At 41.1% G+C, this 25,645-nt stretch carries 37 protein-coding genes and 2 pseudogenes; 2 read left to right on the forward strand and 37 right to left on the reverse strand.

Annotated features, from left to right (window positions below; translation table 11 throughout):
• A pseudogene (locus SORDD16_RS10805) lies at positions 1–316 on the forward strand (IS30 family transposase); the annotation flags it as partial.
• A gap of 105 nt (positions 317–421) precedes the next feature.
• A pseudogene (locus tag SORDD16_RS10810) lies at positions 422–1,579 on the forward strand (transposase).
• A 358-nt stretch (positions 1,580–1,937) separates the two neighbouring features.
• Here SORDD16_RS10810 and rplQ read toward each other — a convergent pair.
• The 37 genes from rplQ to cls form a co-directional block, all read right to left on the reverse strand.
• Positions 1,938–2,324, reverse strand: a complete 387-nt coding sequence (gene rplQ, locus SORDD16_RS08455) for a 50S ribosomal protein L17 (RefSeq protein WP_000331493.1) — start codon at positions 2,322–2,324, stop codon at positions 1,938–1,940.
• Between the two features lie 11 nt (positions 2,325–2,335).
• On the reverse strand, positions 2,336–3,271 hold the full coding sequence (locus SORDD16_RS08460; protein WP_061453117.1) for a DNA-directed RNA polymerase subunit alpha: 936 nt from the start codon (positions 3,269–3,271) through the stop codon (positions 2,336–2,338).
• Positions 3,272–3,313: 42 nt separating this feature from the next.
• Positions 3,314–3,697 (reverse strand): 30S ribosomal protein S11, encoded by a 384-nt coding sequence (gene rpsK / locus SORDD16_RS08465; RefSeq protein ID WP_001118386.1) that lies wholly within the window; start codon positions 3,695–3,697, stop codon positions 3,314–3,316.
• A 17-nt stretch (positions 3,698–3,714) separates the two neighbouring features.
• Positions 3,715–4,080 carry a 30S ribosomal protein S13 gene (gene rpsM, locus SORDD16_RS08470; RefSeq protein WP_005591288.1) on the reverse strand — a complete coding sequence of 122 codons (366 nt, stop codon included), beginning with the start codon at positions 4,078–4,080 and terminating at the stop codon, positions 3,715–3,717.
• Between the two features lie 17 nt (positions 4,081–4,097).
• The gene (gene rpmJ, locus SORDD16_RS08475) at positions 4,098–4,214 is read right to left on the reverse strand and encodes a 50S ribosomal protein L36 (protein WP_001808836.1); all 117 of its coding nucleotides are present in this window, start codon (positions 4,212–4,214) and stop codon (positions 4,098–4,100) included.
• Between the two features lie 24 nt (positions 4,215–4,238).
• Positions 4,239–4,457, reverse strand: a complete 219-nt coding sequence (gene infA, locus SORDD16_RS08480) for a translation initiation factor IF-1 (RefSeq protein ID WP_001029883.1) — start codon at positions 4,455–4,457, stop codon at positions 4,239–4,241.
• 116 nt (positions 4,458–4,573) lie between these two features.
• Positions 4,574–5,212: an adenylate kinase gene (locus tag SORDD16_RS08485; protein ID WP_061453118.1), complete on the reverse strand. Its 639-nt coding sequence runs from the start codon at positions 5,210–5,212 to the stop codon at positions 4,574–4,576.
• Positions 5,213–5,358: 146 nt separating this feature from the next.
• Positions 5,359–6,669, reverse strand: coding sequence for a preprotein translocase subunit SecY (secY, locus tag SORDD16_RS08490; RefSeq protein ID WP_061453119.1), 1,311 nt, complete (start codon positions 6,667–6,669; stop codon positions 5,359–5,361).
• A gap of 11 nt (positions 6,670–6,680) precedes the next feature.
• The gene (rplO, locus tag SORDD16_RS08495; RefSeq protein WP_061453120.1) at positions 6,681–7,121 is read right to left on the reverse strand and encodes a 50S ribosomal protein L15; all 441 of its coding nucleotides are present in this window, start codon (positions 7,119–7,121) and stop codon (positions 6,681–6,683) included.
• Between the two features lie 144 nt (positions 7,122–7,265).
• Positions 7,266–7,448: a 50S ribosomal protein L30 gene (gene rpmD / locus SORDD16_RS08500; protein WP_000057241.1), complete on the reverse strand. Its 183-nt coding sequence runs from the start codon at positions 7,446–7,448 to the stop codon at positions 7,266–7,268.
• Between the two features lie 13 nt (positions 7,449–7,461).
• On the reverse strand, positions 7,462–7,956 hold the full coding sequence (rpsE, locus tag SORDD16_RS08505; protein ID WP_061453121.1) for a 30S ribosomal protein S5: 495 nt from the start codon (positions 7,954–7,956) through the stop codon (positions 7,462–7,464).
• 17 nt (positions 7,957–7,973) lie between these two features.
• Positions 7,974–8,330: a 50S ribosomal protein L18 gene (gene rplR, locus SORDD16_RS08510; protein ID WP_004244055.1), complete on the reverse strand. Its 357-nt coding sequence runs from the start codon at positions 8,328–8,330 to the stop codon at positions 7,974–7,976.
• A gap of 83 nt (positions 8,331–8,413) precedes the next feature.
• Positions 8,414–8,950 (reverse strand): 50S ribosomal protein L6, encoded by a 537-nt coding sequence (gene rplF, locus SORDD16_RS08515; protein WP_061453122.1) that lies wholly within the window; start codon positions 8,948–8,950, stop codon positions 8,414–8,416.
• Positions 8,951–9,138: 188 nt separating this feature from the next.
• Positions 9,139–9,537 carry a 30S ribosomal protein S8 gene (gene rpsH / locus SORDD16_RS08520; RefSeq protein ID WP_000245504.1) on the reverse strand — a complete coding sequence of 133 codons (399 nt, stop codon included), beginning with the start codon at positions 9,535–9,537 and terminating at the stop codon, positions 9,139–9,141.
• A 284-nt stretch (positions 9,538–9,821) separates the two neighbouring features.
• On the reverse strand, positions 9,822–10,007 hold the full coding sequence (locus SORDD16_RS08525) for a type Z 30S ribosomal protein S14 (protein WP_001085697.1): 186 nt from the start codon (positions 10,005–10,007) through the stop codon (positions 9,822–9,824).
• A 17-nt stretch (positions 10,008–10,024) separates the two neighbouring features.
• Complete coding sequence (gene rplE / locus SORDD16_RS08530; protein WP_061453123.1) at positions 10,025–10,567, reverse strand: 50S ribosomal protein L5; 543 nt, start codon at positions 10,565–10,567, stop codon at positions 10,025–10,027.
• A gap of 23 nt (positions 10,568–10,590) precedes the next feature.
• Positions 10,591–10,896, reverse strand: coding sequence for a 50S ribosomal protein L24 (rplX, locus tag SORDD16_RS08535; protein WP_000497691.1), 306 nt, complete (start codon positions 10,894–10,896; stop codon positions 10,591–10,593).
• A 183-nt stretch (positions 10,897–11,079) separates the two neighbouring features.
• A complete protein-coding gene (gene rplN / locus SORDD16_RS08540) occupies positions 11,080–11,448 on the reverse strand; it encodes a 50S ribosomal protein L14 (RefSeq protein ID WP_000616545.1) in 369 nt (122 codons plus the stop codon).
• Positions 11,449–11,473: 25 nt separating this feature from the next.
• Positions 11,474–11,734, reverse strand: coding sequence for a 30S ribosomal protein S17 (gene rpsQ / locus SORDD16_RS08545; protein WP_000440801.1), 261 nt, complete (start codon positions 11,732–11,734; stop codon positions 11,474–11,476).
• Positions 11,735–11,758: 24 nt separating this feature from the next.
• Entirely contained in the window at positions 11,759–11,965 is a 207-nt protein-coding gene (gene rpmC / locus SORDD16_RS08550) for a 50S ribosomal protein L29 (protein ID WP_000772918.1), read from the reverse strand.
• 9 nt (positions 11,966–11,974) lie between these two features.
• Positions 11,975–12,388 (reverse strand): 50S ribosomal protein L16, encoded by a 414-nt coding sequence (rplP, locus tag SORDD16_RS08555; RefSeq protein ID WP_000960948.1) that lies wholly within the window; start codon positions 12,386–12,388, stop codon positions 11,975–11,977.
• A gap of 3 nt (positions 12,389–12,391) precedes the next feature.
• Complete coding sequence (gene rpsC, locus SORDD16_RS08560; RefSeq protein WP_000529936.1) at positions 12,392–13,045, reverse strand: 30S ribosomal protein S3; 654 nt, start codon at positions 13,043–13,045, stop codon at positions 12,392–12,394.
• Between the two features lie 12 nt (positions 13,046–13,057).
• Positions 13,058–13,402: a 50S ribosomal protein L22 gene (gene rplV / locus SORDD16_RS08565; protein WP_000818137.1), complete on the reverse strand. Its 345-nt coding sequence runs from the start codon at positions 13,400–13,402 to the stop codon at positions 13,058–13,060.
• Between the two features lie 11 nt (positions 13,403–13,413).
• Positions 13,414–13,695, reverse strand: a complete 282-nt coding sequence (gene rpsS / locus SORDD16_RS08570; RefSeq protein ID WP_000533766.1) for a 30S ribosomal protein S19 — start codon at positions 13,693–13,695, stop codon at positions 13,414–13,416.
• A gap of 103 nt (positions 13,696–13,798) precedes the next feature.
• Positions 13,799–14,632 (reverse strand): 50S ribosomal protein L2, encoded by an 834-nt coding sequence (gene rplB / locus SORDD16_RS08575; RefSeq protein ID WP_000512910.1) that lies wholly within the window; start codon positions 14,630–14,632, stop codon positions 13,799–13,801.
• Positions 14,633–14,649: 17 nt separating this feature from the next.
• On the reverse strand, positions 14,650–14,946 hold the full coding sequence (locus SORDD16_RS08580; RefSeq protein ID WP_001055347.1) for a 50S ribosomal protein L23: 297 nt from the start codon (positions 14,944–14,946) through the stop codon (positions 14,650–14,652).
• Complete coding sequence (gene rplD / locus SORDD16_RS08585; RefSeq protein ID WP_000024537.1) at positions 14,946–15,569, reverse strand: 50S ribosomal protein L4; 624 nt, start codon at positions 15,567–15,569, stop codon at positions 14,946–14,948. Before rplD ends, SORDD16_RS08580 begins: the two co-directional genes overlap by 1 nt.
• Positions 15,570–15,593: 24 nt before the next feature.
• Positions 15,594–16,220, reverse strand: coding sequence for a 50S ribosomal protein L3 (rplC, locus tag SORDD16_RS08590; protein WP_000160197.1), 627 nt, complete (start codon positions 16,218–16,220; stop codon positions 15,594–15,596).
• A 216-nt stretch (positions 16,221–16,436) separates the two neighbouring features.
• Complete coding sequence (gene rpsJ / locus SORDD16_RS08595) at positions 16,437–16,745, reverse strand: 30S ribosomal protein S10 (protein ID WP_001284513.1); 309 nt, start codon at positions 16,743–16,745, stop codon at positions 16,437–16,439.
• 256 nt (positions 16,746–17,001) lie between these two features.
• Positions 17,002–17,415 carry an effector binding domain-containing protein gene (locus SORDD16_RS08600; RefSeq protein WP_000478846.1) on the reverse strand — a complete coding sequence of 138 codons (414 nt, stop codon included), beginning with the start codon at positions 17,413–17,415 and terminating at the stop codon, positions 17,002–17,004.
• Between the two features lie 576 nt (positions 17,416–17,991).
• The gene (locus tag SORDD16_RS08605) at positions 17,992–18,618 is read right to left on the reverse strand and encodes a uridine kinase family protein (RefSeq protein WP_061453124.1); all 627 of its coding nucleotides are present in this window, start codon (positions 18,616–18,618) and stop codon (positions 17,992–17,994) included.
• Entirely contained in the window at positions 18,615–19,211 is a 597-nt protein-coding gene (gene nrdG / locus SORDD16_RS08610; RefSeq protein WP_061453125.1) for an anaerobic ribonucleoside-triphosphate reductase activating protein, read from the reverse strand. Before nrdG ends, SORDD16_RS08605 begins: the two co-directional genes overlap by 4 nt.
• Positions 19,212–19,215: 4 nt before the next feature.
• Positions 19,216–19,713, reverse strand: coding sequence for a GNAT family N-acetyltransferase (locus SORDD16_RS08615; protein WP_061453126.1), 498 nt, complete (start codon positions 19,711–19,713; stop codon positions 19,216–19,218).
• A 195-nt stretch (positions 19,714–19,908) separates the two neighbouring features.
• Entirely contained in the window at positions 19,909–22,116 is a 2,208-nt protein-coding gene (nrdD, locus tag SORDD16_RS08625; RefSeq protein ID WP_061453128.1) for an anaerobic ribonucleoside-triphosphate reductase, read from the reverse strand.
• Positions 22,117–22,232: 116 nt separating this feature from the next.
• A complete protein-coding gene (locus SORDD16_RS08630; protein ID WP_061453129.1) occupies positions 22,233–23,750 on the reverse strand; it encodes a hypothetical protein in 1,518 nt (505 codons plus the stop codon).
• 35 nt (positions 23,751–23,785) lie between these two features.
• Positions 23,786–23,929 (reverse strand): hypothetical protein, encoded by a 144-nt coding sequence (locus SORDD16_RS11335; RefSeq protein ID WP_164966508.1) that lies wholly within the window; start codon positions 23,927–23,929, stop codon positions 23,786–23,788.
• Positions 23,930–24,002: 73 nt separating this feature from the next.
• Entirely contained in the window at positions 24,003–25,535 is a 1,533-nt protein-coding gene (cls, locus tag SORDD16_RS08635; RefSeq protein WP_061453130.1) for a cardiolipin synthase, read from the reverse strand.
• Between the last annotated feature and the right edge of the window lie 110 nt (positions 25,536–25,645).

Consider the following 25,645-nt stretch of genomic DNA (forward strand, 5'->3'; position numbering starts at 1 on the left):
ATCAGTTTTCTAGAAATTGTTTCAAGTCCATTACTTTTGATTGTGGCAAGGAATTTTCTAGCTGGAAAGAAATTTCAAATTAGTGTGACATTGCTATTTTCTTTGCAGATCCGGGATATCAGGTCAACGGGGACTTAATGAGCATTCTAATGGACTGTTACGGAGACATGGATTGCCAAGGCAGATGGATTTTACCAAAGTTGATCAAAAATTTTTATCTGCTATAGCAGATAAAAGCAATCATATTCCAAGAAAATCTCTCAATTACAAAACACCTTATCACGTTTTTCTGAGTTGTATGGATTGTCTCGCTTAATTTGACAAATAGGGGTGTTAATGGGGTCCTTTTGTGGTATGCTGGTTTTGCATCTCTGTGAGTCTTTCTAATGTTTTGGTGATGATTACATTATATCTCGCAGAGATGTTTTTTGTATATCCTCAAGTGGCTAACTTCATTTTAGAACTTTCAAACCTACTTGGAATTAAAGACAAAAACATCCTGATTTTGGATTATGTGGATACTGGGACTCACAAAGAAATTATCGCTAAGCTTGATTATCCGGCGGCTCCCAAATGCCAATACTGTCAGGGACAGATAGTTAAGATTTCCAAAAAGAATCCAAAATTCCCTATTTAGAGTGTGCTGAATACAAGACGTTCATTCGCCTCAGAAAGCGCCGTTTCCGCTGTAAATCCTGCGAAAAAATAGCGGTCGCAGAGAGTTTGTCTGTATCCACTTCGATTGTCATTCGCAAGCTCAGTGAATTTCAATCAAGACAGATTTTTCCTATCTTCCGACAATTTGAGTTGGAATGAGTACAGCTTCAAGAAAGGCAAGATAAGCTTCATTGCTCAAGATTTTGGCACCCTGAATATCGTCGCAATTCTAGACGGGCGAACTCAAGCAACAATTCGCAATCACTTTCTACGTTACCACCACCCTGTTAGAAAACAGGTTAAAGTCATTACCATGGATATGTTTAGCCCCTACTATCAGTTACTAAACAACCTTCGCTCTCCATTTTTAAGGCTCAGGCTGAAACAGCCTACTGGACTGTTTTACTCCAACATGTGAGCCAGGCTATGAACCCAAATCATGAATCAATTGAACCGTAAATCACACGAGTATCGAGTTCTCAAACGCTATTGGAAACTCATTCAACAAGACAGCCTGAAACTCAGCGATACACGCTTTTATCGCCCTATTTTTCGTATGCATTTGACTAACAAAGAAATTCTAGAAAAGCTTCTCTCTTACTCTCAAGAGCTCCAAGAGCATTACGAACTCTATCAACTCTTACTTTTTCACTTTCAAGAGAAACAAGCTGATGAGTTTTTCGGTTTGATAGAGGATAGTCTATCTGTTGTTCATCCTATCTTTCAGACTGTTTTTAAGACTTTCTTGAAGGACAAAGACATGATTATGAACGATCTTCAAATTCAAAATTCGAAGCCACCAATAACCTTATCAAAGTCATTAAATGCAATGCCTTTGGTTTTCGGAACTTTGACAACTTCAAAAAAACGGATTTTGATCGCTATAAACATCAAAAAAGAAGAGTCTGGGACAAAAGTCTAACCTTAAATATAAAAAGCGAACAAAACGAGTTATCTGACACTCAGAATTCTGTCTTGTTCGCTTTTTGTCTAATCTATCGATTTTTAAAATTTATAATAAGGAATTCCTAAAATCAAAATCTTTTTGTCCCAGACTCTTTCTCGATCTTAGCTTTTCTTCAACCCACTACAGTTGACAAAGAGCCAAAAAACGCCTGCTTACGAAGTTGTTCTTAAGAAAAAAACAATTTCGTAAACAAGCGTCTACCCTATCAAATGATGATGAGTGTTCCCGCTAGAACTGAAGTCCTAGCGGTAGACCAGAGCTAGACTAAGAGCACAAGACTCCATCATCATAACACTCAACAAAATTGATGATTCTATACTAATTCGATGATCGCCATTGGTGCAGCATCACCACGACGTGGTTCAGTTTTAAGGATACGAGTGTATCCACCGTTACGTTCAGCATAACGAGGGGCGATTTCTGAGAACAATTTTTGAAGTGCTGTAGTAGAAGTGTACTTATCAGTTGCTTCATCATAGTTTTCAGATGCGATTTCATTACGTACGAAAGCAGCTGCTTGACGACGTGCATGCAAATCACCACGTTTACCTAGAGTAATCATTTTTTCAACAGTTTTACGGATTTCTTTAGCACGAGCTTCAGTTGTCACGATTGATTCGTTGATCAAAAGGTCAGTTGTCAAATCGCGAAGCATTGCTTTACGTTGTGAGCTAGTGCGTCCTAGTTTACGGTAAGCCATGTATTCCTCCTTTATTTATCTTTTAATCCAAGACCCAAGTCAATGAGTTTGAGTTTCACTTCTTCCAAACTCTTGCGTCCAAGATTTCGTACTTTCATCATCTCTGCTTCAGATTTCTCTGTCAAATCATGCACAGTATTGATACCGGCACGTTTCAAACAGTTGTATGAACGCACAGACAAGTCCAGTTCCTCAATCGTACGATCCAAAATACGATCGTCAGATTCAGTATCAGCTTCTTTCATCACTTCAGTTGACTTAGCAATCTCAGTAAGATTTGTAAACAAATCAAGATGTTCTGTCAAGATACGTGCTGAAAGCCCTAAAGCATCTTCTGGAATAATTGTTCCATTAGTCAAGATTTCAAGGGTTAATTTGTCAAAACCATCGTTGCTACCTACACGAGCAGGCTCTACTTGATAGTTGACTTTTGTAACTGGTGTATAAATAGAATCTACAGCAAGTGTTCCAACTGGTGCATTATCTTTTTTATTTTCATCAGCAGGTACATATCCACGACCACTGTTAACAGTCATTGTCGCTTTTAGAGAAGAACCTTCACCGATTGTAAAAAGATAATGATCTGGATTTACAATCTCAATATCACTATCAGTCAAAATGTCTCCAGCTGTAATTTCAGCAGGGCCTTCAACATCAAGCTCAATGATTTTTTCGTCTTCAGCGTATGATTTCACTGCAATCCCTTTAATGTTCAGAATGATTTGCATCACGTCTTCACGAACACCTGGAACTGTGTCAAACTCATGCAAGACACCTTCAATGTTGATAGATGTCACTGCTGCTCCTGGTAGAGAAGCTAGTAGTACACGACGAAGAGAGTTACCAAGAGTTGTACCGTAGCCACGTTCAAGTGGTTCGATTACAAACTTGCCATAATCTTTATTTTCATCAATTTTTGTTATATTTGGTTTTTCAAACTCGATCATTTAGTTACTCCCTCTTAAACGAAAAGCAGTGTAATGCAACGATTATACACGGCGACGTTTTGGAGGACGAGCACCATTGTGTGGCACTGGAGTCACATCACGAATTGCTGTTACTTCAAGACCAGCGGCAGCAAGCGCACGAATAGCTGACTCACGACCAGAACCTGGACCTTTTACAGTAACTTCAACTGATTTAAGACCGTGTTCTTGTGCAGATTTAGCAGCAGCTTCAGAAGCCATTTGAGCAGCGAACGGTGTAGATTTACGAGAACCTTTGAAACCAAGAGCACCAGCTGATGACCAAGAAATTGCGTTACCATGCACATCAGTAATCATAACAATAGTGTTATTAAATGTAGCGTGAATATGAGCAATACCAGATTCGATATTCTTTTTCACACGACGTTTACGTGTTGGTTTAGCCAAGACTTTTACCTCCTATATTATTTTTTCTTACCAGCAATCGCAACAGCTTTACCTTTACGAGTGCGAGCGTTGTTTTTAGTGTTTTGTCCACGGACAGGAAGTCCACGACGGTGACGGATACCACGGTATGAACCGATTTCCATCAAACGTTTGATGTTCAAGTTTACTTCACGACGAAGATCACCTTCAACTTTGATTGCGTCCACTTCGCGACGGATTGCGTCTTCTTGATCTGATGTCAAATCTTTGACACGGATGTCTTCTGAGATTCCAGCTGCAGCCAAAATTTTCTTAGAAGTTGGAAGTCCAATACCATACACATAAGTAAGTGAAACGACTACACGTTTGTCATTTGGAATGTCAACTCCAGCAATACGAGCCATATTTTCTCCTTTCTATCTTATCCTTGACGTTGTTTGTGTTTTGGATTTGCTGGGCAAATTACCATAACACGGCCATTACGACGAATTACTTTACAGTATTCGCAAATTGGTTTGACCGAAGGTCTTACTTTCATTTCTTATCCCTCCAAGTTTTTCGATTATTTAAAGCGGTAAGTGATACGTCCACGTGTCAAGTCATATGGACTCATTTCGACAGTAACACGATCTCCCGCTAAAATACGAATATAGTTTTTACGAATTTTACCAGAAACTGTTGCTAAAATCTGATGTCCATTTTCAAGTTCAACCGTAAACATTGCGTTCGGCATTGTATCCACTACTTTGCCTTCAACTTCAATCACATCGTCTTTTGCCACGCAAAAGTACCTCCATAAATTTCGATTTGATGTCTCTAAACACAGAGGCAACAATTATAAGTCAGACTATCTCAGTATAACATTTGTAGCGATTTTTTGCAAGTGTGAAAAACGCTTTATTTCAAATTTGTCAATACTTTTTCGATGTCTTTGAATACATCATTGATATCTTGATTTCCCTCAATATCGTGGACTAGACCTTTGACACGGTAGTGAGCAATAATTGGTTCACCTTGAGCAATATTTACATCCAAACGACGCTTAACCGTTTCTGGTTTGTCATCTTCACGTTGGTAGTAATCTTCCTCTTTGTAGTCAACTGGTGGGTTGAAAACTTTGTGGAAAGTTTCACCTGTTTCTCGGTGGATGATACGGCCACTCAAACGTTCCAAGAGACTGTCTGGGTTGACTTCGATGTTGATCACACCTTCCAATTCGATACCAAGTTCAGCCAAAGTTTTGTCCAAGGCATGGGCTTGTTCAATCGTACGTGGGTAACCGTCTAACAAGAAACCAGTTTCCTTGATGTCATCTTGGGAAAGACGCTCTTTGACGATGCCATTTGTCACTTCATCTGGCACCAACTCACCCTTGTCAATATATGACTTAGCAAGCACACCCATTTCGGTTTGATTTGCCATGGCAGCACGAAACATATCTCCAGTTGAAATGTGTGCTACGTGGAATTGTTCCACAATTTTGGCTGCTTGTGTTCCCTTACCTGCTCCAGGTAAACCCATAATCAAAAGATTCATGATATGATCTCCTTATTTTATATTTAAATAGAAGCAGAAAACTTTTTCAACCCCTATTTAAAAACAAAATAGAAGAGGGGAGATGAAAATCTATCTTTCTAGGTAGACCTTCATACTCCACTCTCTAAGCAAAAGTCGTCTTGCTTTTATTCTGTTTTGTCCATGAAACCAACATACTTACGTTTCAATAGATAGCCTTCTAGCTGTTTGATTCCTTCGATACCTGTTGAAATAATGATCAAAAGACTGGTTCCTCCAAAAGCAACTGCTTCTGACAGTCCAAAGACATCTTTTGCCACAATCGGCAAGATTGAAATCACACCAAGGAAAAGGGATCCAACTGTTGCGAGGCGACGAAGAAGTTTTGACATAAACTCTTCCGTTCCTTTACCTGGGCGGACACCGTGAATATAGGCTCCGCTCTTTTGCAAGTTTTCTGCTGCCTTCTCAGGATTGATCTGTACAAAAGTATAGAAGAATGTAAAGAGAATAATCAGCAGTGCGTACATGGCAACGCCTGTTGGAGATGTTGTCGCAAGCATTTCTTGTGCTGTACGTACCCAACTCCAATCAAGCCCCATAGCGCTGACAAACTGAAGAATAGCTGCAGGAGCCGCTGTAATAGAACTTGCAAAGATAACCGGAATAACACCAGCAGGATTGACCTTCAAAGGAAGGTAAGAACTGGATGGAGCACCTTGAGCAACTTTTGTATATTGGATCGGAATTTTATATTCTGCCTGTTGTACATATGTTGTAAAGTAAACAATCAACAAAACAGCAATGATGAGAATAACGACAAAGATAATTGACGATGTCAACCGATCACTTGGAATATTGACAAAATAATCCACGTAGATGCCATGAATCATCTCTGGAATTGAAGCTACAATCCCTGCAAAGATAATCATAGACACCCCATTACCATATCCCTTATCAGTAATTTGCTCCCCGAGCCAAGTAACAATCATAGTACCTGCAGTCAGGATAATACCAATCGTAACAAAGACTTGAGGGGTTAGATCTGTCGTTAATAATTTTGCACCAGATAGAGTATTAAAACCAGCAGTGATTCCGATTGATTGCACAAACGCAAGTACAAGCGCAATATAACGAGTTGCTTGGTTCAATTTTCTCCGTCCTACTTCCCCCTGCTTGCCCCACTCTACAAATTTGGGAACAATATCCATTTGTAGCAATTGAACAACAATGGAAGCAGTAATATATGGACTCACACCGAGTGCAAAAACTGAGAAGTTCTTCATAGCATTTCCTGAAACCAAACTAAGCATGTTCAAGAAAGATAAACCACTCAAAGCTTCCAAGCTTTTTGCATTCACACCTGGTACAGTAATACTAGTCCCGATACGGAAAACAAGTATGATAAAAATCGTAAAGAGAATTTTTGATCGTACTTTCTTAACCTTGAGGGCCTCTTTTAATAATTTAAAAAACATAGGTCACCTCTCTAGATGACTTCTACTGAACCACCTTTAGCAGTGATAGCTTCCTCAGCTGATTTAGAGAATTTAGCTGCTTTCACAGTCAATTTCTTAGTCAACTCACCGTTACCAAGAATTTTAACGCCTGATTTTTCAGCTTTCACAATTCCTGCTTCGATAAGTACAACTGGAGTTACTTCTGCACCGTCTTCAAAGACGTTCAATTGCTCAAGGTTTACAATTGCGTATTCTTTAGCGTTGATGTTAGTGAATCCACGTTTTGGAAGACGACGGAACAATGGAGTTTGTCCACCTTCAAAACCAAGGCGAACTCCGCCACCGCTACGAGCTTTTTGACCTTTTTGACCGCGACCAGATGTTTTACCGTTACCTGATGAAGTACCACGACCAACACGGTTACGTACTTTACGAGAACCTTCTGCAGGTTTCAATTCATGAAGTTTCATTATTATTTTCTCCTCTTTTGTAAAATGCTAGCGCCGATAAGAGAGAAAAGGTTGTCTCCCTTATCAACTCGCCTATACATGGTCATCTTAGATGACTATACCTAGTTTTAGGGGATGAGTATTGCCACATCCCCTAAAAATTCATTAGTTTACTTCTTCAACTGTTACCAAGTGAGATACTGCAGTGATCATACCACGGATAGCAGCGTTGTCTTCTTTGATAACAGAGCTGTTCAATTTGCCAAGTCCAAGTGCTACAACAGTTTTACGTTGTGATGGAATGCGTCCGATTGGAGACTTAGTCAAAGTAATTTTAATTTGAGCCATTTTATCCCCTTTCTTATGCCAAATCAGAAACTGAAATACCACGAAGGGCAGCAACTTCTTCAGCGCGTTTCAATTGTTTCAAACCTTCAACAGTTGCGCGAACAATGTTGATTGGAGTGTTAGAGCCAAGTGATTTAGATGTAATATCTGCCATACCTGCCAATTCCACAACGGCACGAACGGCACCACCAGCGGCAACTCCAGAACCTTCTACAGCAGGTTTCAACAATACTTTAGCTCCACCGAATTCTGAAAGAACTTCGTGTGGGATTGTTGTTCCAACCATAGGAACTTCAATCAAGTTTTTCTTAGCATCTTCTACTGCTTTGCGGATTGCTTCTGGAACTTCTTGAGCTTTACCAGTACCAAATCCTACGCGACCGTTGTGGTCACCAACAACAACAAGAGCTGCGAAACGAAGACGACGTCCACCTTTAACAACTTTTGTAACACGGTTGACAGCAACTACGCGTTCTTCTAATTCAACTGCATTGTCTTTAAATGCCATTTTCTAGTGTCCTCCTATTAGAATTTCAATCCGTTTTCACGAGCTGCATCAGCCAAAGCTTTCACACGTCCGTGATATAGATATCCACCGCGGTCGAACACCACTTCTGAAATACCTTTAGCGTTTGCACGTTCTGCAACGAGTTTACCGACAGTAACGGCTTGTTCAGTTTTAGTTCCTTTTGAAACTTCTTTGTCAAGAGTTGAAGCACTTGCGAGCGTTACACCCGCTACGTCATCAATCACTTGAGCGTAGATGCCTGTATTAGAACGAAATACGTTCAAACGTGGGCGATCAGCAGTTCCAGAGAGTTTTCCGCGAACGCGACGGTGGCGTTTTTGGCGGAGTTTGTTTTTATCTGGTTTAGAAATCACAGTTTTCACCTCTTTAGTTTTAAATCGTGTGCTATGCACAAAGTTGGAAAATAGGTCGGTGGTTGAAGATCAACCACTCAACATTATTTACCTGTTTTACCTTCTTTAAGACGAACGTATTCGCCAACGTAACGGATACCTTTACCTTTATATGGTTCTGGTGAGCGAAGGCTACGTACGTAAGCAGCTGTTTGACCAACTACTTCTTTTGAAATTCCGCTAACAACGATTGTTGTTGGGTTTGGAAGTTCAAAAGTAATTCCTTCTGGAGCTTCAACTTCGTCTGGATGAGATTTACCAACAGCCAAAACAAGTTTTTTACCTTGAAGTTGTGCACGGTAACCAACCCCACGCATTTCAAGTTCTTTCTTGAATCCTTCTGATACACCAACAACCATGTTGTTCAAAAGGGCACGAGTAGTTCCGTGGATTGTTTTCATTTCTTTTGAATCGTTTGGACGGTGAAGAGTTACTTCAGTACCTTCCACACGGATTTCAATATCTTTTGAGAACTCACGAGTAAGTTCTCCTTTAGGTCCTTTTACAGTTACTACGTTGTCATTGTTAGTGAGTTCAACACCAGCAGGCAACACGATAACTTTATTACCAATACGTGACATGTTTATTTTCTCCTGTTAAATTGTCAGGCCTGAACGGCCAGTTTTCACGGGGGTTAAATCGATTTCTCGATTTAAAGGAACATTTAGGTTTCAATTTCAAAGTGAATCTAGGCATCGTCTCGTAGGCATAACTTTGGGTTAGGCAAGAGACGATAACGAAGAGTCACAAAAAAATTGGGAGCTAAATATTACCAAACGTAAGCGATAACCTCACCACCAACATTCTTTTGGCGTGCTTCTTTATCAGTAAGCAAACCTTCAGAAGTTGAAAGGATAGCAATTCCAAGTCCATTAAGAACTTTTGGAAGATCTTCACGTTTTTTGTAGACACGAAGTCCTGGTTTAGAAACACGTTTCAAGTTAGTGATAACTTTTTCACCGTTTGGTCCGTATTTAAGGAATACACGGATGATGCCTTGTTTGTCATCTTCGATGATTTCTACGTTTTTTACAAAACCTTCGCGTTTAAGGATTTCAGCAATCCCTTTTTTGATGTTTGATGCAGGTACTTCAAGTACTTCGTGTTTCGCTTGGTTAGCGTTACGAATACGAGTTAGGAAGTCTGCGATTGGGTCAGTCATAACCATTTTGTTTTTCTCCTCTTACTAGTAGTTTGCAAGTTGCACTTGCTAGTTAATACATGATACAAAGAGCGTAACAGCAAGAGCAAAAATAGGCAATTTGATGCAGGAGCGATGCTCCAAAGAAAATTGATCTTTTTTGCCAAAGCTGTAGCTCGTGTTCAAATTGGCAAGCCCAACTGAACCCGGGCTAAACTCTGTGTGAAAAAGATAAACTTTCCTAGAAACTTCAGTTTCTTCGTCAAGTTTCCTATTTTCACTTGGAGTTTTGACGCCCTTGATATCTTAAATTACCAAGATGCTTTTGTTACACCAGGAATTTGTCCTTTGTAAGCTAATTCACGGAAGCAAACACGGCAAAGTTTAAATTTGCGGTAAACTGAATGTGGACGACCACATTTTTCACAACGAGTATAAGCTTGAGTAGAGAACTTCGCTGGACGTTTGTTCTTAGCAATCATTGATTTTTTAGCCATTAGATTTACCTCCTATATTATTTTGCAAAAGGCATTCCAAGGCCTGTAAGCAATGCACGTGACTCTTCGTCAGTGTTAGCAGTTGTTACGATAACGATGTCAAGACCACGAGTTTTGTCAACGTCATCAAAGTTGATTTCTGGGAAAATCAATTGTTCTTTCACACCAAGAGTGTAGTTTCCGCGTCCATCAAATGATTTTGTTGGAACACCGTGGAAGTCACGCACACGTGGAAGTGAAACTGAAACCAATTTGTCCAAGAATTCGTACATACGTTCACCACGAAGGGTAACTTTTGCACCGATCGCTACACCTTCACGAAGACGGAAGCCGGCGATTGATTTTTTAGCTTTAGTGATAAGTGGTTTTTGACCTGAGATAAGTGCTAATTCTTCAGCAGCTTTTTCAAGACTTTTAGCGTTTGATACAGCTTCACCAACACCCATGTTCAAAACGATCTTATCTACTTTAGGCACAGCCATCACTGATGAGTAGTTGAATTGTTCTGTTAAAGCAAGAACTACTTCATTAAGATATTTTTCTTTTAAACGATTTGCCATTATACTTCTCCTTTCCTTCGTGATTAATCAAGCACTTCGCCTGATTTTTTGTTGTAGCGAACTTTTTTACCGTCTACAAATTTGTAACCAACACGACCAGCTACACCATTTTTGTCCAATACTTGAACGTTTGATACGTGGATAGCTGCTTCTTTCTCGATGATACCACCTTGAGGAAGCTCGTTAGTTGGACGTTGGTGTTTCTTAACGATGTTAACACCTTCAACGATAACTTTGTTTACTTTTGGAAGGGCAGTAAGGACAACAGCTTCTGTTCCCTTATCTTTACCAGCGATTACGCGAACTTTGTCGCCTTTTTTTACAAACATTAGGTTTCTCCTTGATTTTTCTTACGCCCATAAGGGCACCCTGGAGATAAATCCAGGGGACTAGTTTGTTTGTTTTTACTCTGCGAAAATCAAAGCAATCCTTCGTCAGTTTCAACTCACCTAACTTAAGTTATGCTTTCGTCTCACTTCCTAGACTTGTTTTAATTTTCATTGAGCAATCAATTAAAGTACTTCTGGAGCAAGTGACACGATCTTCATGAAGCCACCTTCACGCAATTCACGTGCAACTGGGCCAAAGATACGTGTTCCGCGAGGAGTTTTGTCTTCACGGATGATAACTGCTGCGTTTTCGTCAAATTTGATGTATGAACCATCAGCACGACGAGCACCTGATTTAGTACGAACGATAACAGCTTTTACAACGTCACCTTTTTTAACCGCACCACCAGGAGTAGCTTGTTTTACAGATGCCACGATAACATCACCGATGTTTGCAAATTTGCGTCCTGAACCACCAAGAACTTTAATGGTCAAGATTTCGCGCGCACCGCTGTTGTCTGCGACTTTCAAACGAGTTTCTGTTTGAATCATTTCAGTTTTCTCCTTTCAGGTTTGATTAGATGATAACCGCTTCTTCAACGACTTCTACAAGGCGGAAGCGTTTTGTAGCTGAAAGCGGACGAGTTTCCATGATACGTACGATATCGCCTTCTTTGGCAACATTGTTTTCATCATGAGCTTTGTATTTTTTAGAGTAGTTAATACGTTTACCATAGACTGGGTGGTTACGTTTTGTTTCAACTACAACTGTGATGGTTTTGTCCATTTTGTCAGATACAACACGTCCAACAAGAACTTTACGATTATTGCGTTCCATTGAAATTTCTCCTTCCCTAGTCTATTATTTCGCTTCAGATTGAACTGTTTTGATACGAGCGATTTGTTTTTTAACTTCTTTCAAGCGTGCTGTTTGTTCCAATTGACCAGTAGCAGCTTGGAAACGAAGTTCAAACAATTCTTTTTTCAATTCGTTTTCGCGCTTCGCGAGTTCTTCTTGAGAAAGACCACGAAGTTCTTTAACAAATTCTTTTACTTCATTAAGTTTCATGCCTTCTCCTTATTCTGCTTCACGTTTTACGAATTTACATTTAACTGGCAATTTGTGGCTAGCAAGACGAAGCGCTTCGCGTGCGATCTCTTCAGATACACCAGCAACTTCAAACATCACTTTACCACGTTTAACTGGTGCTACCCAACCTTCAGGTGCCCCTTTACCAGATCCCATACGCACACCGATAGCTTTAGCAGTGTATGATTTGTGTGGGAAGATTTTAATCCAAACTTTACCACCACGTTTCATGTAACGAGTCATGGCGATACGAGCAGCTTCGATTTGGCGGTTAGTGATCCAGTGGCTAGTTGTAGCTTGAAGACCGTATTCGCCGAATGCTACTTCTTTTCCACCTTTTGCTTCACCGCGCATTTTTCCACGGAATTCACGACGGTGTTTAACACGTTTAGGTACTAACATTGGTTATTTACCTCCTTTAGTGTTTTTACGAGCTGGAAGAACTTCACCACGGTAGATCCATACTTTAACACCAAGTTTACCGTATGTAGTATCTGCTTCTTCCCAAGCGTAATCGATATCTGCACGAAGTGTGTGAAGTGGAACAGTTCCTTCAGAGTATCCTTCAGCACGGGCGATATCTGCACCGTTCAAACGACCTGATACTTGAGTTTTGATTCCTTTAGCTCCAGCACGCATTGCACGTTGGATTGCTTGTTTTTGTGCACGACGGAAAGCGACACGTTGCTCCAATTGACGAGCAATTCCTTCACCTACAAGGTGAGCATCCAAATCAGGTTGTTTGATTTCGATGATGTTGATGTGTACTTGTTTTCCAGTCAATTTGTTAAGTTTTGCACGGAGTGCATCAACGTTAGCACCACCTTTACCGATAACCATACCTGGTTTAGCAGTGTGAAGTGAAACGTTAACTTTGTTTACTGCGCGTTCAATTTCGATAGTTGAAACTGCTGCGTCAGCCAATTCTTTTTGAACGAATTTACGGATTGCAAGATCTTCATGAAGGTAATCCGCGTATTCTTTTTCAGCATACCATTTGGCATCCCAATCACGGATGATGCCGACACGCATACCAATTGGATGTACTTTTTGACCCACGATTTTACCTCCTTATTTTTCTGCAACAGCTACAGTGATGTGAGCTGTACGTTTGTTGATTGGTGAAGCTGAACCTTTCGCACGTGGACGGAAACGTTTCATAGTTGGTCCTTCATTTGCGAATGCTTCAGATACTACCAAGTTAGCTTTATCCAAACCAAAGTTGTTTTCAGCGTTAGCTACAGCTGAATTCAAAACTTTCAAGATGATTTCAGCAGCTTTGTTTGGTGTGAATGTCAAGATTGCAATAGCATCGGCTACGCTTTTACCACGGATGTTGTCAAGAACAAGACGTGATTTACGAGGTGAAACACGTACTGTACGAGCCATTGCTTTAGCTGAAGTAATTTCTGCCATTTATGTTCTCCTTATTTTCTACGTGTTTTCTTGTCGTCTGCAGCGTGACCTTTGTAAGTACGAGTTGGTGCAAATTCACCAAGTTTGTGACCTACCATGTCTTCTTGGATGTAAACAGGTACGTGTTTACGTCCGTCATAAACTGCAATAGTGTAACCAATGAAACTTGGGAAGATCGTTGAACGACGTGACCAAGTTTTGATAACTTTTTTCTTTTCGTCGTTAGCTTGAGCTTCAACTTTTTTCATCAAATGCTCATCGACGAAAGGTCCTTTTTTAAGACTGCGTCCCATTTTTATATTTTCTCCTTTAAATGTTGTACCACAGCGGCTTGCGCTCACATGGAGCGCTACCGAGCTGGCGGATTTTCTAGTTGCTTAGGCGACTAGTTTACTATTATTTCTCGTTGCGACGACGAACGATAAGTTTGTCAGATTTCGCTTTCTTGTTACGAGTTTTAAGACCAAGAGCAGGTTTGCCCCATGGAGTAGATGGTGCTTTACGACCAACTGGTGCTTTACCTTCACCACCACCGTGTGGGTGATCGTTAGGGTTCATTACAGAACCACGAACTGTTGGGCGGATACCTTTCCAACGGCTACGTCCTGCTTTACCAAGGTTTACAAGTCCATGTTGTTCGTTTCCGACAACACCAACTGTAGCACGACAAGTTCCAAGAATCATGCGAACTTCGCCTGATTGAAGACGGACAAGAACGTATTTGCCTTCTTGACCCAATACTTGAGCAGAAGCTCCAGCAGCACGTACCAATTCTCCACCACGACCTGGTTTCAATTCGATGTTGTGGATCAAAGTACCAACTGGGATGTTAGCAAGTGGAAGAGCGTTTCCGACTTTGATATCTGCTTCAGGACCTGAAACGATACGTTGACCAACTTCAAGACCTTTTGGAGCGATAATGTATGCTTTCACACCGTCAGTGTAGTGTACAAGAGCGATGTTTGCAGAACGGTTTGGATCGTACTCGATTGTTTTAACAACTGCTTCAACGTTATCTTTGTTACGTTTGAAGTCAACCAAACGGTAGAAACGTTTGTGTCCACCACCTTGGTGACGAACAGTGATACGACCGTTGTTGTTACGACCAGCCTTGCTCTTCAAAGCAACAAGCAATGATTTTTCAGGAGTGCTTGTTGTGATTTCAGCGAAATCCAAAGAAGTCATATTACGGCGACCGTTTGTTGTTGGTTTATAAACACGAATTCCCACGATATTTCCTCCTTAGATTATTCAGCTTCAGCAGCAAACAACTCGATTGCTTTTGAATCAGCTGTAAGTGTGATGATAGCTTTTTTAGTTTTGTTAGTAAAACCAGTGTAACGTCCAACACGTTTAGCTTTTGGTTTTACGTTGATTGTGTTAACGTTGGCAACTTTAACACCTTCGAAAGCAGCTTCAACAGCCTGCTTGATCAAAAGCTTGTGTGCACGAGTGTCAACTTCAAATACATATTTCCCTGCTTCAAGTTGAGCCATTGAGCTTTCAGTGATAACAGGTTTTTTGATAACATCATACAAATTCATTATGCAAGAACCTCCTCGATTTTAGAGATAGCTGCTTGTGTGACAAGAAGTTTGTCGCTATTTGCGATGTCAAGAACACTTGCAGTTGTAGCAGTTGCAACTTTCACGTTTGGAAGGTTACGAGCTGAAAGAGCTGCGAATTCATTTCCTTCTTCAAGGATAACAAGAACTTTAGAATCGATGCTCAATGCTGCAAGAACTTTTGCAAATTCAGCAGTTTTTGGAGCTGTAAATGAAAGAGCGTCTACAGCTACGAATTTGTTTTCAGCAACTTTTTCAGAATAAACTGATTTAAGAGCTAGGCGACGAACTTTTTGTGGAAGTTTGTAACCGTATGAACGTGGAGTTGGTCCGAAGACAACACCACCACCACGCCATTGTGGTGAGCGGATAGAACCTTGACGAGCACGTCCAGTTCCTTTTTGACGCCATGGTTTGCGTCCACCACCTGATACTGCAGAGCGGTTTTTAACAGCGTGTGTTCCTTGACGAAGGCTTGCGCGTTGGCTGATGATCACATCAAACACAACTGATTCATTTGGTTCGATACCAAATACTGCATCGTTAAGAACAACTTGGCCAGCTTCTTTACCAGTTTGGTCAAATAATGTTACGTTTGCCATTGTGACTGATTTCCCCTTTCTTTATTATTTACCAGCTTTAACTGCTGATTTGATAGTGATAAGAGATTTCTTAGCACCTGGTACGTTACCTTTGATAAGGATAACGTTCTTTTCTGGAACAACTTGTACAACTTCAAGGTTTTGAATTGTTACGCGGTCGCCACCCATACGTCCTGCAAGGTTTTTACCTTTGAATACGCGGTTAGGTGCAACAGGTCCCATAGAACCTGGACGACGGTGGTAACGAGAACCGTGAGCCATTGGTCCACGTGATTGTCCGTGGCGTTTGATAACACCTTGGAAACCTTTACCTTTAGAAGTACCAGTTACGTCAACAACATCTCCAGCTGCGAATGTTTCAACTGTGATTTCAGCACCAACTTCCAAGCCTTCAACGTTTTTGAATTCACGAATGAAGCGCTTAGGAGCCGTGTTAGCTTTCGCTACATGTCCTTTAGCAGGTTTGTTGCTCAATACTTCGCGTTTGTCATCGAAACCAACTTGGATAGCGTTGTATCCGTCTGTTTCAACAGTTTTAACTTGAAGAACAACGTTTGGAGTCGCTTCAATAACTGTTACAGGGATCAATTCGCCAGCTTCAGTGAAGATTTGAGTCATTCCCACTTTTTTCCCTAAGATTCCTTTTGTCATGAGAAAATAGTTCCTTTTCTATATTTTTTATTCAAAAAGTTTTTAACGAGCGTTTTTTATGCTCAAGTCTAAGATACAAAGGGAGTCAAACTCAAAGTGAAAATAGGAAACTGACGCATTGTCTAACAGACACTAGGAAGTTTATCTTTTTCACACCGAGTTTAGCCCGTGTTCAATTAAATTGAAACACCAGCCTCTGCTCTTTTATATTTTAGATTAAAGTTTGATTTCTACGTTTACACCACTTGGAAGATCCAATTTCATCAACGCATCAACTGTTTTTTGAGTTGGGTTAACGATATCGATCAAACGTTTGTGTGTACGCATTTCAAATTGTTCGCGAGAGTCTTTGTATTTGTGAGTCGCACGAATGATTGTGTAGAGGCTACGCTCAGTTGGAAGTGGGATTGGACCCGCAACTTGTGCACCTGTACGAGTAGCTGATTCTACGATTTTTGCAGCCGCTGTGTCAAGCGTACGGTGTTCGTAAGCTTTCAAACGGATACGGATTTTTTTGTTTGCCATCTTTTTCTCCTTTTCGTCTATTTAAGATAATAGGCTAGCTCCACAAGAAAACCGACGCGCGTTGCGTGGCAATGCAACCGAGCGTGTCGCAACCTCTTGCATCAAAGCTAAGGCTGTAATTTACAGCACCATAATAGAATAACACAAAGCCCCTGCGATTGCAAGGGATTTGTGAGCTTTTTTTCATTTTTTTACTAACCTAAGTTACTAGAGTATGTTCTGGTCCTCTTTCGTAAATAAAACTTAGTTTGACAATTTACCCATTTTTGGGAGTGGCGATAAAGATAGATACTGTCTGATCTGGATCATATTTTTCAAAATCAATACTATACTGACGTTGCAGTTCTCTTGCTTCTTCTGCCTGCCAAATTTGCTGCCAGGTATGGAGAAAACCTTTTGAATCACTTGTATCCACCTCAAATACTTGGTAGGTTTGTCCTGAAGTGTCAAAATCCCAGTCTTCTTTATCGGATAGACTACAGAGCGACAAGCTGTAATCCCCCTTGTAGTCACTGACATAATCATGATAGACTGCATAAATCGGAAGCCCTTGGGCAAATGCCTCCTCTACTTCTTTCTGGTGCTCCTGCCATAGATGGCTAATTTTTTCCATCATGTTTGGATCTTGGAAATTATTTGTAGAGATACTACTGATTATTTTTAAAAACATTCCTCCGCTCCTTTTACTTTCACTTCTAAGTTGACTGACTAGCAATCAACCTCAGCTCTAAACTTTCTAACTACCAAGAGGCTAATTCACGCAACAAAATGAAATAGCATTCTTTGCGTATAGGATATATCACACCATTCACTATCAACTCCCTTTTCCCAGAAAAAACGGTGCCTATAACAAACAAAACGTTCAATTTACCGGTCTCAACCAGAACTGAAAAACAATGCAAGCTTCGACCAAGACCAGCCTTCCAATTCTTATTGATATAGTTTGGAAAGTTTTTAACGAACATTTTTTGTGCTCAAGTCTAAGACATAAAGGGATTCAAACTCAAAGCAAAAATAGGAAACCGACGCGCGTTGTGTGGCAGTGTATCCAATCGTGGTCACAACCTCTTGCATCACAGCTAAAGATGTGATTTACAGCACCGCGGTAGAATAACACAAAGCCCCTACGATTGCAAGGGATTTGTTAGCTTTTTTCGTTTTTTTAGGATGAAACTGTTTTCCCATTTCATCTTCCTATGATTACTGATTTACGACTATAAAAATATATCTTTTCTTCTATAGAATACTAGATAATACTAGTCATTTTAACCCTGAATTTATCTTCTGATTGATCTACTAAAATGTTCGCTTTAGACTCGTTTTCTCTATAGTATTGCAGATACTGCTCCCGTCTCATCTGATGGCTAGCTAATACAAAGGATGCATCGCGATTTCTCATAGTCGTATCTCGAGCGAGGCGCCTCTTTAATTCTGTTTCTTCATCCGTGTAGAAACAGATGGTTTTGTCAAAGAGTTTCTCGGGTAGAAAACCCACAGACATCCCTTCAACAATCAGAATCGGTTTTGCTCCAGACAAGACCTCGCTAGCCTTCCACGGTTCCTCGATTGTCAAGACATCCATACCTGCCTGCAAGGCGAGAATATCTCTCTGCAAACTTGCCAGTTCATGCGCCACCGGCAGACAAGCTGTCACCTTTTGATCTGGCGCTTGCTTTGGTACTACCAGATGACGTTCTGAGGTGATATAGGGATCTGTTTCTAGTAAATTAACTTTTGTAGAATCTAGGGATTGGTACAATTCCTGTGCAAAGGTTGATTTACCTGAAGCCCCATGACCGTAAATCCCCAGTGTCCTAACCCTTCCCGTTTCAAACTCTGAAACCAGTTGTTCCATCAGGTCTTTTTTCTTCATTCTCTCTTCACCTGTTCATAACTTTCTTTTCCGTCATTGAGCTTATCCCAAATCACTACTTGCCCACTTTTGAGAGATTTTTGCACATCGATTATCCGTTGATTAGAAGACCCTCGAAACTGGAGCATGAGATTGCGCTTGCTTTTATCATACCGTCCATCGACAAGGATGTCAATCAGCGACAAGAGTTCCAGTTTATCTGGAGTTTCCAGCATCATTTCTTCCCAAGTGTAGCCCGTCCAGGACCAGATGTCTTTGCCTGGCAATTCCTTTCGAATTCGCTTAACGAGCGGCAAGAGGATCCCTGTATTAAGAAAGGGCTCCCCTCCCAGCAAGGTCAATCCTTGAACATAGGGTTGGGCAAGGTCTTCCATGATTTGTTCTTCTAATTCTGCTGTATAGGGAATGCCTGCGTTAAAAGACCAAGTCGCAACATTATAGCATCCCTCACAGTGAAACATGCAACCTGATACATAGAGAGAGTTGCGCACACCTTCTCCATCGACAAAGTTAAAGGCCTTATAATCAATGATCCGCCCTTTACTAAGTTCCTCACTTTTCCATTCACCTGGTTTTGGTGTATTCCATGTCATCCTTTTACTCCAAATCTATCCAGTAACGTTCTACGCCATTGCGAATATCCTCAAAGAGTCCGCCATTTGCCACAATCACCGCCCTACTAGCAGGATTTTCCGTACTACAGGTCACAAGTGCTTTTTTGATGTTCTTCTCCTTGGCAACTTGCAAGCCTTGCCTGAGGGCTTCTTTGGCATAACCTTTGCCTCTTTCGGAGGGGCGGATGGAATAGCCGATATGACCACCCACTTCTAGAAGGTAGTCACTAAGACGTAAACGAAGATTCAGAAAAGCAACAGCTTTCTTCCCTACAAAGCCCACCAGCTGGACAGCGGGCACCCAACCCTCAGGAATATCTAGCCCCATTTCCATCCTTTGGTTGCTTTCCAACCACTCTTCATAAGAAAAAGTCTCTGTATCCCAGAAACCACCGTCGTGAGACGACTGATATTTTTCAAATTCCTCCATCATCTCTAAAACTGTTTCTTTATCTGCTAATCTTGGTCTGCGTAATTCCATCCTTACCTCCCACCTAAGAGAAAAGCGAGAGCTGACTCTCACTTTTATTTTTTCTTATTCTTGTTTAAAAATTGTTCTTTGAGGTTGAGCAAACGTTCTTTCTTACCAGCTCCACCTTTAGAGTGTTTCTCGTGATAGCGGGTCACTTGTGCGCGTCCCTTATCGTCTAATTGGTATTCCCCATTCCATTTCCTTCTAATTTGTTACTTCATGTCCGGCCGTTTTAATGGTTGAACCATTCATATGTTTCACACGCGCTGCGATTTCCTTGTGACGGCCGTTGACCATGGGTCTCGCTTGAGGATTACCTAGATAACCACACGTACGTTTGACCACATCTACGGTTTTAGGGTCGCTATTGCCACAATTTGGACAAGCAAATCCTCTCTCAGTTGGTTCAAAATCTCCTTCAAAGTCACACTTGTAGCAACGGTCAATTGGTGTATTGGTCCCTAGATATCCGACACGGTCATAGGCATAGTCCCAAACAGCTTCCAAGGCCTTTGGATTTTGTTGGAGAACTGGATACTCACAATAATGGATGAAACCACCTGTTGCACCTGCTTCTGGATAAGCCTTCTCAAAGTCCAATTTTTCAAACGGCGTTGGATTTTTACGAACATCATAGTGGAACGAGTTGGTGTAGTATTCCTTATCTGTGATATCAGGAATAGAGCCAAACTTCTCTGTATCCAAGCGACAGAAGCGGTCTGTCAGACTTTCAGACGGTGTGGAGTAGATAGAGAAATGGTAACCATATTGGTCAGACCACTCTTCCACACGACGTTTCATATCACGAATAATATCCAGTGTGAATTCCTTGGCTTCAGGATTGCTTTCCCAGCTGTTTCCAAAGAAGACTGTCGCCACTTCGTACAAACCGATGTAACCCAGCGAAACTGTTGCACGGCGATTCTTAAAGAGCTGATCAACACTTTCTTCTTTTCCAAGACGGCGACCGAAGGCTCCGTACTGATAGAGGATAGGAGCATTCGCTGGTGTTGCTTCCTTGGTCCGTTCAACACGATAAACCAGAGCATCTTCTGCGATGTTCATACGCTCGTTGAAGATTTCCCAAAACTTATTCAGATCCCCTTCAGACTCGAGGGCGATACGAGGCAGATTGACTGTCACAACACCTAGATTCATCCGGCCTGAATTGACCTCAACACCATTTTCATCCTTCCATCCTTGAAGGAAAGAACGGCATCCCATAGGAACCTTGAAAGAACCTGTCAACTCGATAATCTTATCGTAGGATAAGACATCTGGGTACATCCGCTTAGTTGCACACTCGAGCGCCAACTGTTTGATGTCGTAGTTTGGAGTCCCTTCTTCCAAGTTAAGGCCTCTTTTCAGCGTAAAGATGAGTTTAGGAAAGATAGCTGTACGGTGTTCTGAACCAAGACCCTTGATACGAATAGTCAAGATAGCCTTTTGAATTTCCCGCTCAAAACGATTGGTTCCTAGACCGAAACCTAATGAAGTAAAAGGTGTTTGTCCATTTGAAGTGAAGAGGGTGTTGATTTCATACTCAAGAGACTGCATGGCATCGTAGATGTCCTTTTGCGTTTTCTTCCAAGCGTAATCTTCCCGTTTCTCAGGCAAGACCCACTCTTCCGCATCTTTTAGGTGTTTTTGGTAATTCTTCTCCGCATAAGGAGCTAAGACTTCATCGATACGGTCAGCTGAACACCCACCGTACTGGCTAGAAGCAACGTTAGCAATGATTTGGGAAATTTGAGCAGTCGCAGTCTGGATAGACTTGGGACTCTCTACCTCTGCATTGCCAATTTTAAAGCCATTTTCCAGCATGCCTTTAAAATCAATCAAACAGCAGTTGGTCATCGGTGTGTAGGGGCTGTAGTCCAAGTCATGATAGTGGATATCCCCTTTTTGGTGAGCATTGGCTACGTGCTTAGGAAGCATTTGCAAGCCGATTGATTTCCCCACAATCCCTGCTGTCAAATCACGCTGCGTATTAAAGACATCACTGTCTTTATTAGCATTTTCATTGACAACAGCCTGATCTTTATTGAGAAGTTTATGAATGCTAAAGTTGATATCTGTCGCTTTTGAGCGCTCAAAATCCCTTTGTGTCCGATAAGTGATATACTCCTCAGCCAACGCATATTCTTTGGCTTCAAGGAGTTCATGTTCTACGATGTTTTGAATTTCGTAAATCTTGACACCTTGAGGGAAGCGACTGTGAATTTCCGCAACAATACGCTCAAGCAGTCCATTTAAACGTCTTTCGACCAAAGGTGTCACTTCCATGACTTTGTCAGCTGCCTTGTGGAGAGCCTTGTCAATCTTGTCTACATCAAACACTACACGTCTACCATCTCGTTTTTCAACGAATAAAGCGGGAGCGGTTGCAAGTTTTTCTTCTAATACAATCATATCCATGCTCTTTTCTATTTTTCTTCTTAAGTGATATTATACCACTCTAAAAAGAAAAATCAATATCTTGTGTTAAAAATTCTAAAATTTTTAAAAATCCACAAGATATTGATTTGTTATTTAGATTTATAAAGCTTGAATGCCTTACTATCCGTCTGAACAAGTTCGTATTTTTCACTGAGCCAGCTCTCTACATCCGACCACAAGGCAACTTTTTGATTGACCACAATCATCTTCGGTTGATTCTCTTTCAGGTCATTCATCAGTTTGGTTTTATTTTCATCGCTTGCAGTATAGAGTGTTGGAGTTGATAGAGAAGTCGGCGCTAAGCGTTCACTTGCACGGTAGAAATCAGGACGATCATCCCAAGCATAGACACGATCCTCAGAGCTCGTTTGTTGTTTGACCACGCTAGCAAGACGTTCTCTCTCCTGATAAGTCGCTGGGTGCGAAAGGTAGCGACTCACAATAGGAAGAACAATAAGGTAGGCAAGGGCAATCAGTGGTAGATAGAAATTTCCTTTAAAGAAAGAAGTTTGTTTCTCACGTCTCCTTCTACGACGACTGCCTCCATCCGAAACATCTTCCTTGATTCCTGTCAGAAGGAGCAAGACCAAGAAAGGAATTAGCACCACAAGACGAGTGCCGTTGATGGGATCTTTGGAGAGAATCAAGATTCCCAAAGAAACCAACAATCCCAAGCTAGCAGCAATTGATAGAGCATATTGCTTGGCCGGTTTTGACTGGAATAAGCCAGAAAAGAGTAAGGTGAGAGATCCCAGCCCAATAGTAAGCAAGCCATAGAAGACTGCATTTTCAAGTAAATGCGAATTTGAAAAGAGGCTGAGAGTATTTACTGGATATAAGGTCTGGCTAATAGCGTCCCCAAAACTTCCTGTCAACACGGTATAGTAGCCCAAAGGATAGAATAAGAGTGAAAATCCTAAGGCTGACGCGAAGAATTGATATAAACCATGAACTAAACGACCTTTGCATAAATTAAAGCCAATAACGCCCAAGGCCAGTACAGTTGCAAATAAGGTTGTAGGAATCGGAGCAAGGAAGAAAGCAAGAGAAAGACTCATACCAACACGTAGAAATCCTTTGTCATCATTTGGATAAGCTAAATAGTTCGTAACAATGCTGAGTGAATAAAATAGGAAAGGCAAGGCTAGCAAAAGAGCATAACCGCCACCAAAGGCCAAGCCTGCTACAAGCAAGTATAAAATAAACACAACTTGCTTAGCTTCCTTTTCTTGACTGGTAAGAGTATTCGCAGATTTAAAAAGAAAAACACCCGCACCAAACAAGGCCGACCACTCAACCAAAGCAATCAGAATGCTGCCTTGGAAAAGATAGGTTAGCAAGTAATAGAGCAATCCATTAGTTCCAAAATAATCTGTGTACATTTGACCATTTTGATGCAAAGCCCAACCGGTATAGAGATCCTGGATTTGTTGCGGACTTACTACCCCCAAAACAACAGGGATAACAACAGAAATAGCTGTGGCAATCAAACTCCAAAGCAAAATACTAAAAAAAGGAATAGGAGCTCCCTTTTGCTCTTCTGGTGCTGACCAGGTCTGATAATGAGACTCTTCTTGTTTCTCATCTACTTTCCCATATACGTTCATTCAATTTCTCCTCTAAATTTGTCTGTTTTAGTATATCAAAATCTTACAGGAATGTCAGCAGAGGATTGCAGTTCTTTTAATTTCCTATCCAATACCGCAAAGCGTTCAATCTCTCGAAAGCGGTGTATGCTGCTTGTCTGAAACTCTAGCATAAAATCATACTCTTCTTGTTTTAGCATTTTCATCCTCCTGCTTATCTATTCGCAAAAAGATAAAAATAAGATTCAATCTTAGGTCAGATCCTATCTGATTTTAAAGCATCGGCGCAAACAACTGAACAATTTCCTTGAGTAGACTTTGATACCAGCTCGTTTTGATTGTGTGGAGATAGATTTCTTGAGAAACTTTAAAAATCTCTTCAAAATCTCTCCCAATATCTAAAATAGACTGCGTTCTATAAAGCAAAACTGCATTCTCATAGTGGTGTAGCAAGCTACGATAGTCAAAATTAATGGTTCCCACGGTGGCCACTTCTCCATCGACAATCATTTGTTTGCTATGAAGGAATCCCGGACTGTACTCATAAATTCGAACCCCTGCAGATAACAAGTCTGGATAGGCTCCTCGGGTAACTAACTGAATAACCTTCTTATCTGGGATACACGGCGTCACAATTCGCACATCCACCCCTCTCAGAGCTGCATTTTTGATACTTTCAGTTAGATCGTAGTCAGCAATCAGATAGGGAGTCGTGATGTAGACATAATCTGTAGCTTGATTGATAAGATTTTGGTAGACCGTTTTCCCTACTTGAGCTCGGTAGATGGGCTTTGGTCCACTACTATAGGGAATGCACAGTCCCATCCCATCTTTGGGTTGATTTTCAAGATGGTATTGGTCAAAATCACTAATCTCCCCACGGTTGATATACCAGGCTGATAAAAAGAGTCTGGTAAAAGCCTTGACAGCCGATCCATCTAGGCGGATACCACTATCCTTCCAGTAGCCAAAGCGTTTGACATGATTGATATATTCATCTGCCAGATTGACACCACCTGTATAGGCAATTTGCCCATCAATAACCATAATTTTACGGTGGTCGCGGTTATTATAGGCAACAGTCAATCGCGGAATCACTTTATTAAACTTATGAGCTTCGATCCCTCGACTACGAAGATGAGTGGTATAATCCCCTGGCAGGGTCGCCATACAGCCGATGTCATCATAGAGGAGTTTTACTTCTACGCCTTGGGCTGCCTTTTCTTCCAAAATCTCCAAAATACTATTCCACATCAATCCTTCTTCGATGATATAGTATTCTAGGAAGATAAACTTCTCGGCTTTTTTGAGATCCTCCAACATCTGGCGCCACATACTCTCACCTGAAGCGAAAAACTGTGTGTCCGTCCGATTGTATACATCTGCGTTCGTATCGATACTGAGGAGAGATTTGATGACCCCGTAAGCCGACTTGTCCTGTTCCTTTAACTCCAAACGGAGAGCTCTGCTATTATCCTCTCGGTGAACCATTGATTGGAGTTGCTTCAACTGCTTCATTTCTTTTTTAGATAAACGACGTTCCCCAAACATGATATAGAGCAAGGGACCAAACACTGGCACAAAGGCAACTAACAGCCAAGTTACCTTGCTCTCAGGATTCATAGATCGATTGACAATCGATACAATGGTCGCCAAGCTCACTAAAATGACTAGGATAATCCAGACAATCGGAGCCATCTGGCCTAGATAGAGAAACAAACCAAAGACGATAAATAATTCTGCCAACATGATGGTAATACTAAAACCATACTTGGACATGAGTAGCTGCAATTTTCTAGCTGTCATACATCCCCTTCCTTTTCTGACATTCATTCTCCCTAACGTATTCATCAGTTGCTATTTCTACTAGTATACCTCAGTTCAGGGGTAGATGGCAACTTTTTACTTTTTTATAT

The sequence above is a fragment of the Streptococcus oralis genome, assembly GCF_001578945.1.
GTDB lineage: Bacteria > Bacillota > Bacilli > Lactobacillales > Streptococcaceae > Streptococcus > Streptococcus oralis_Q.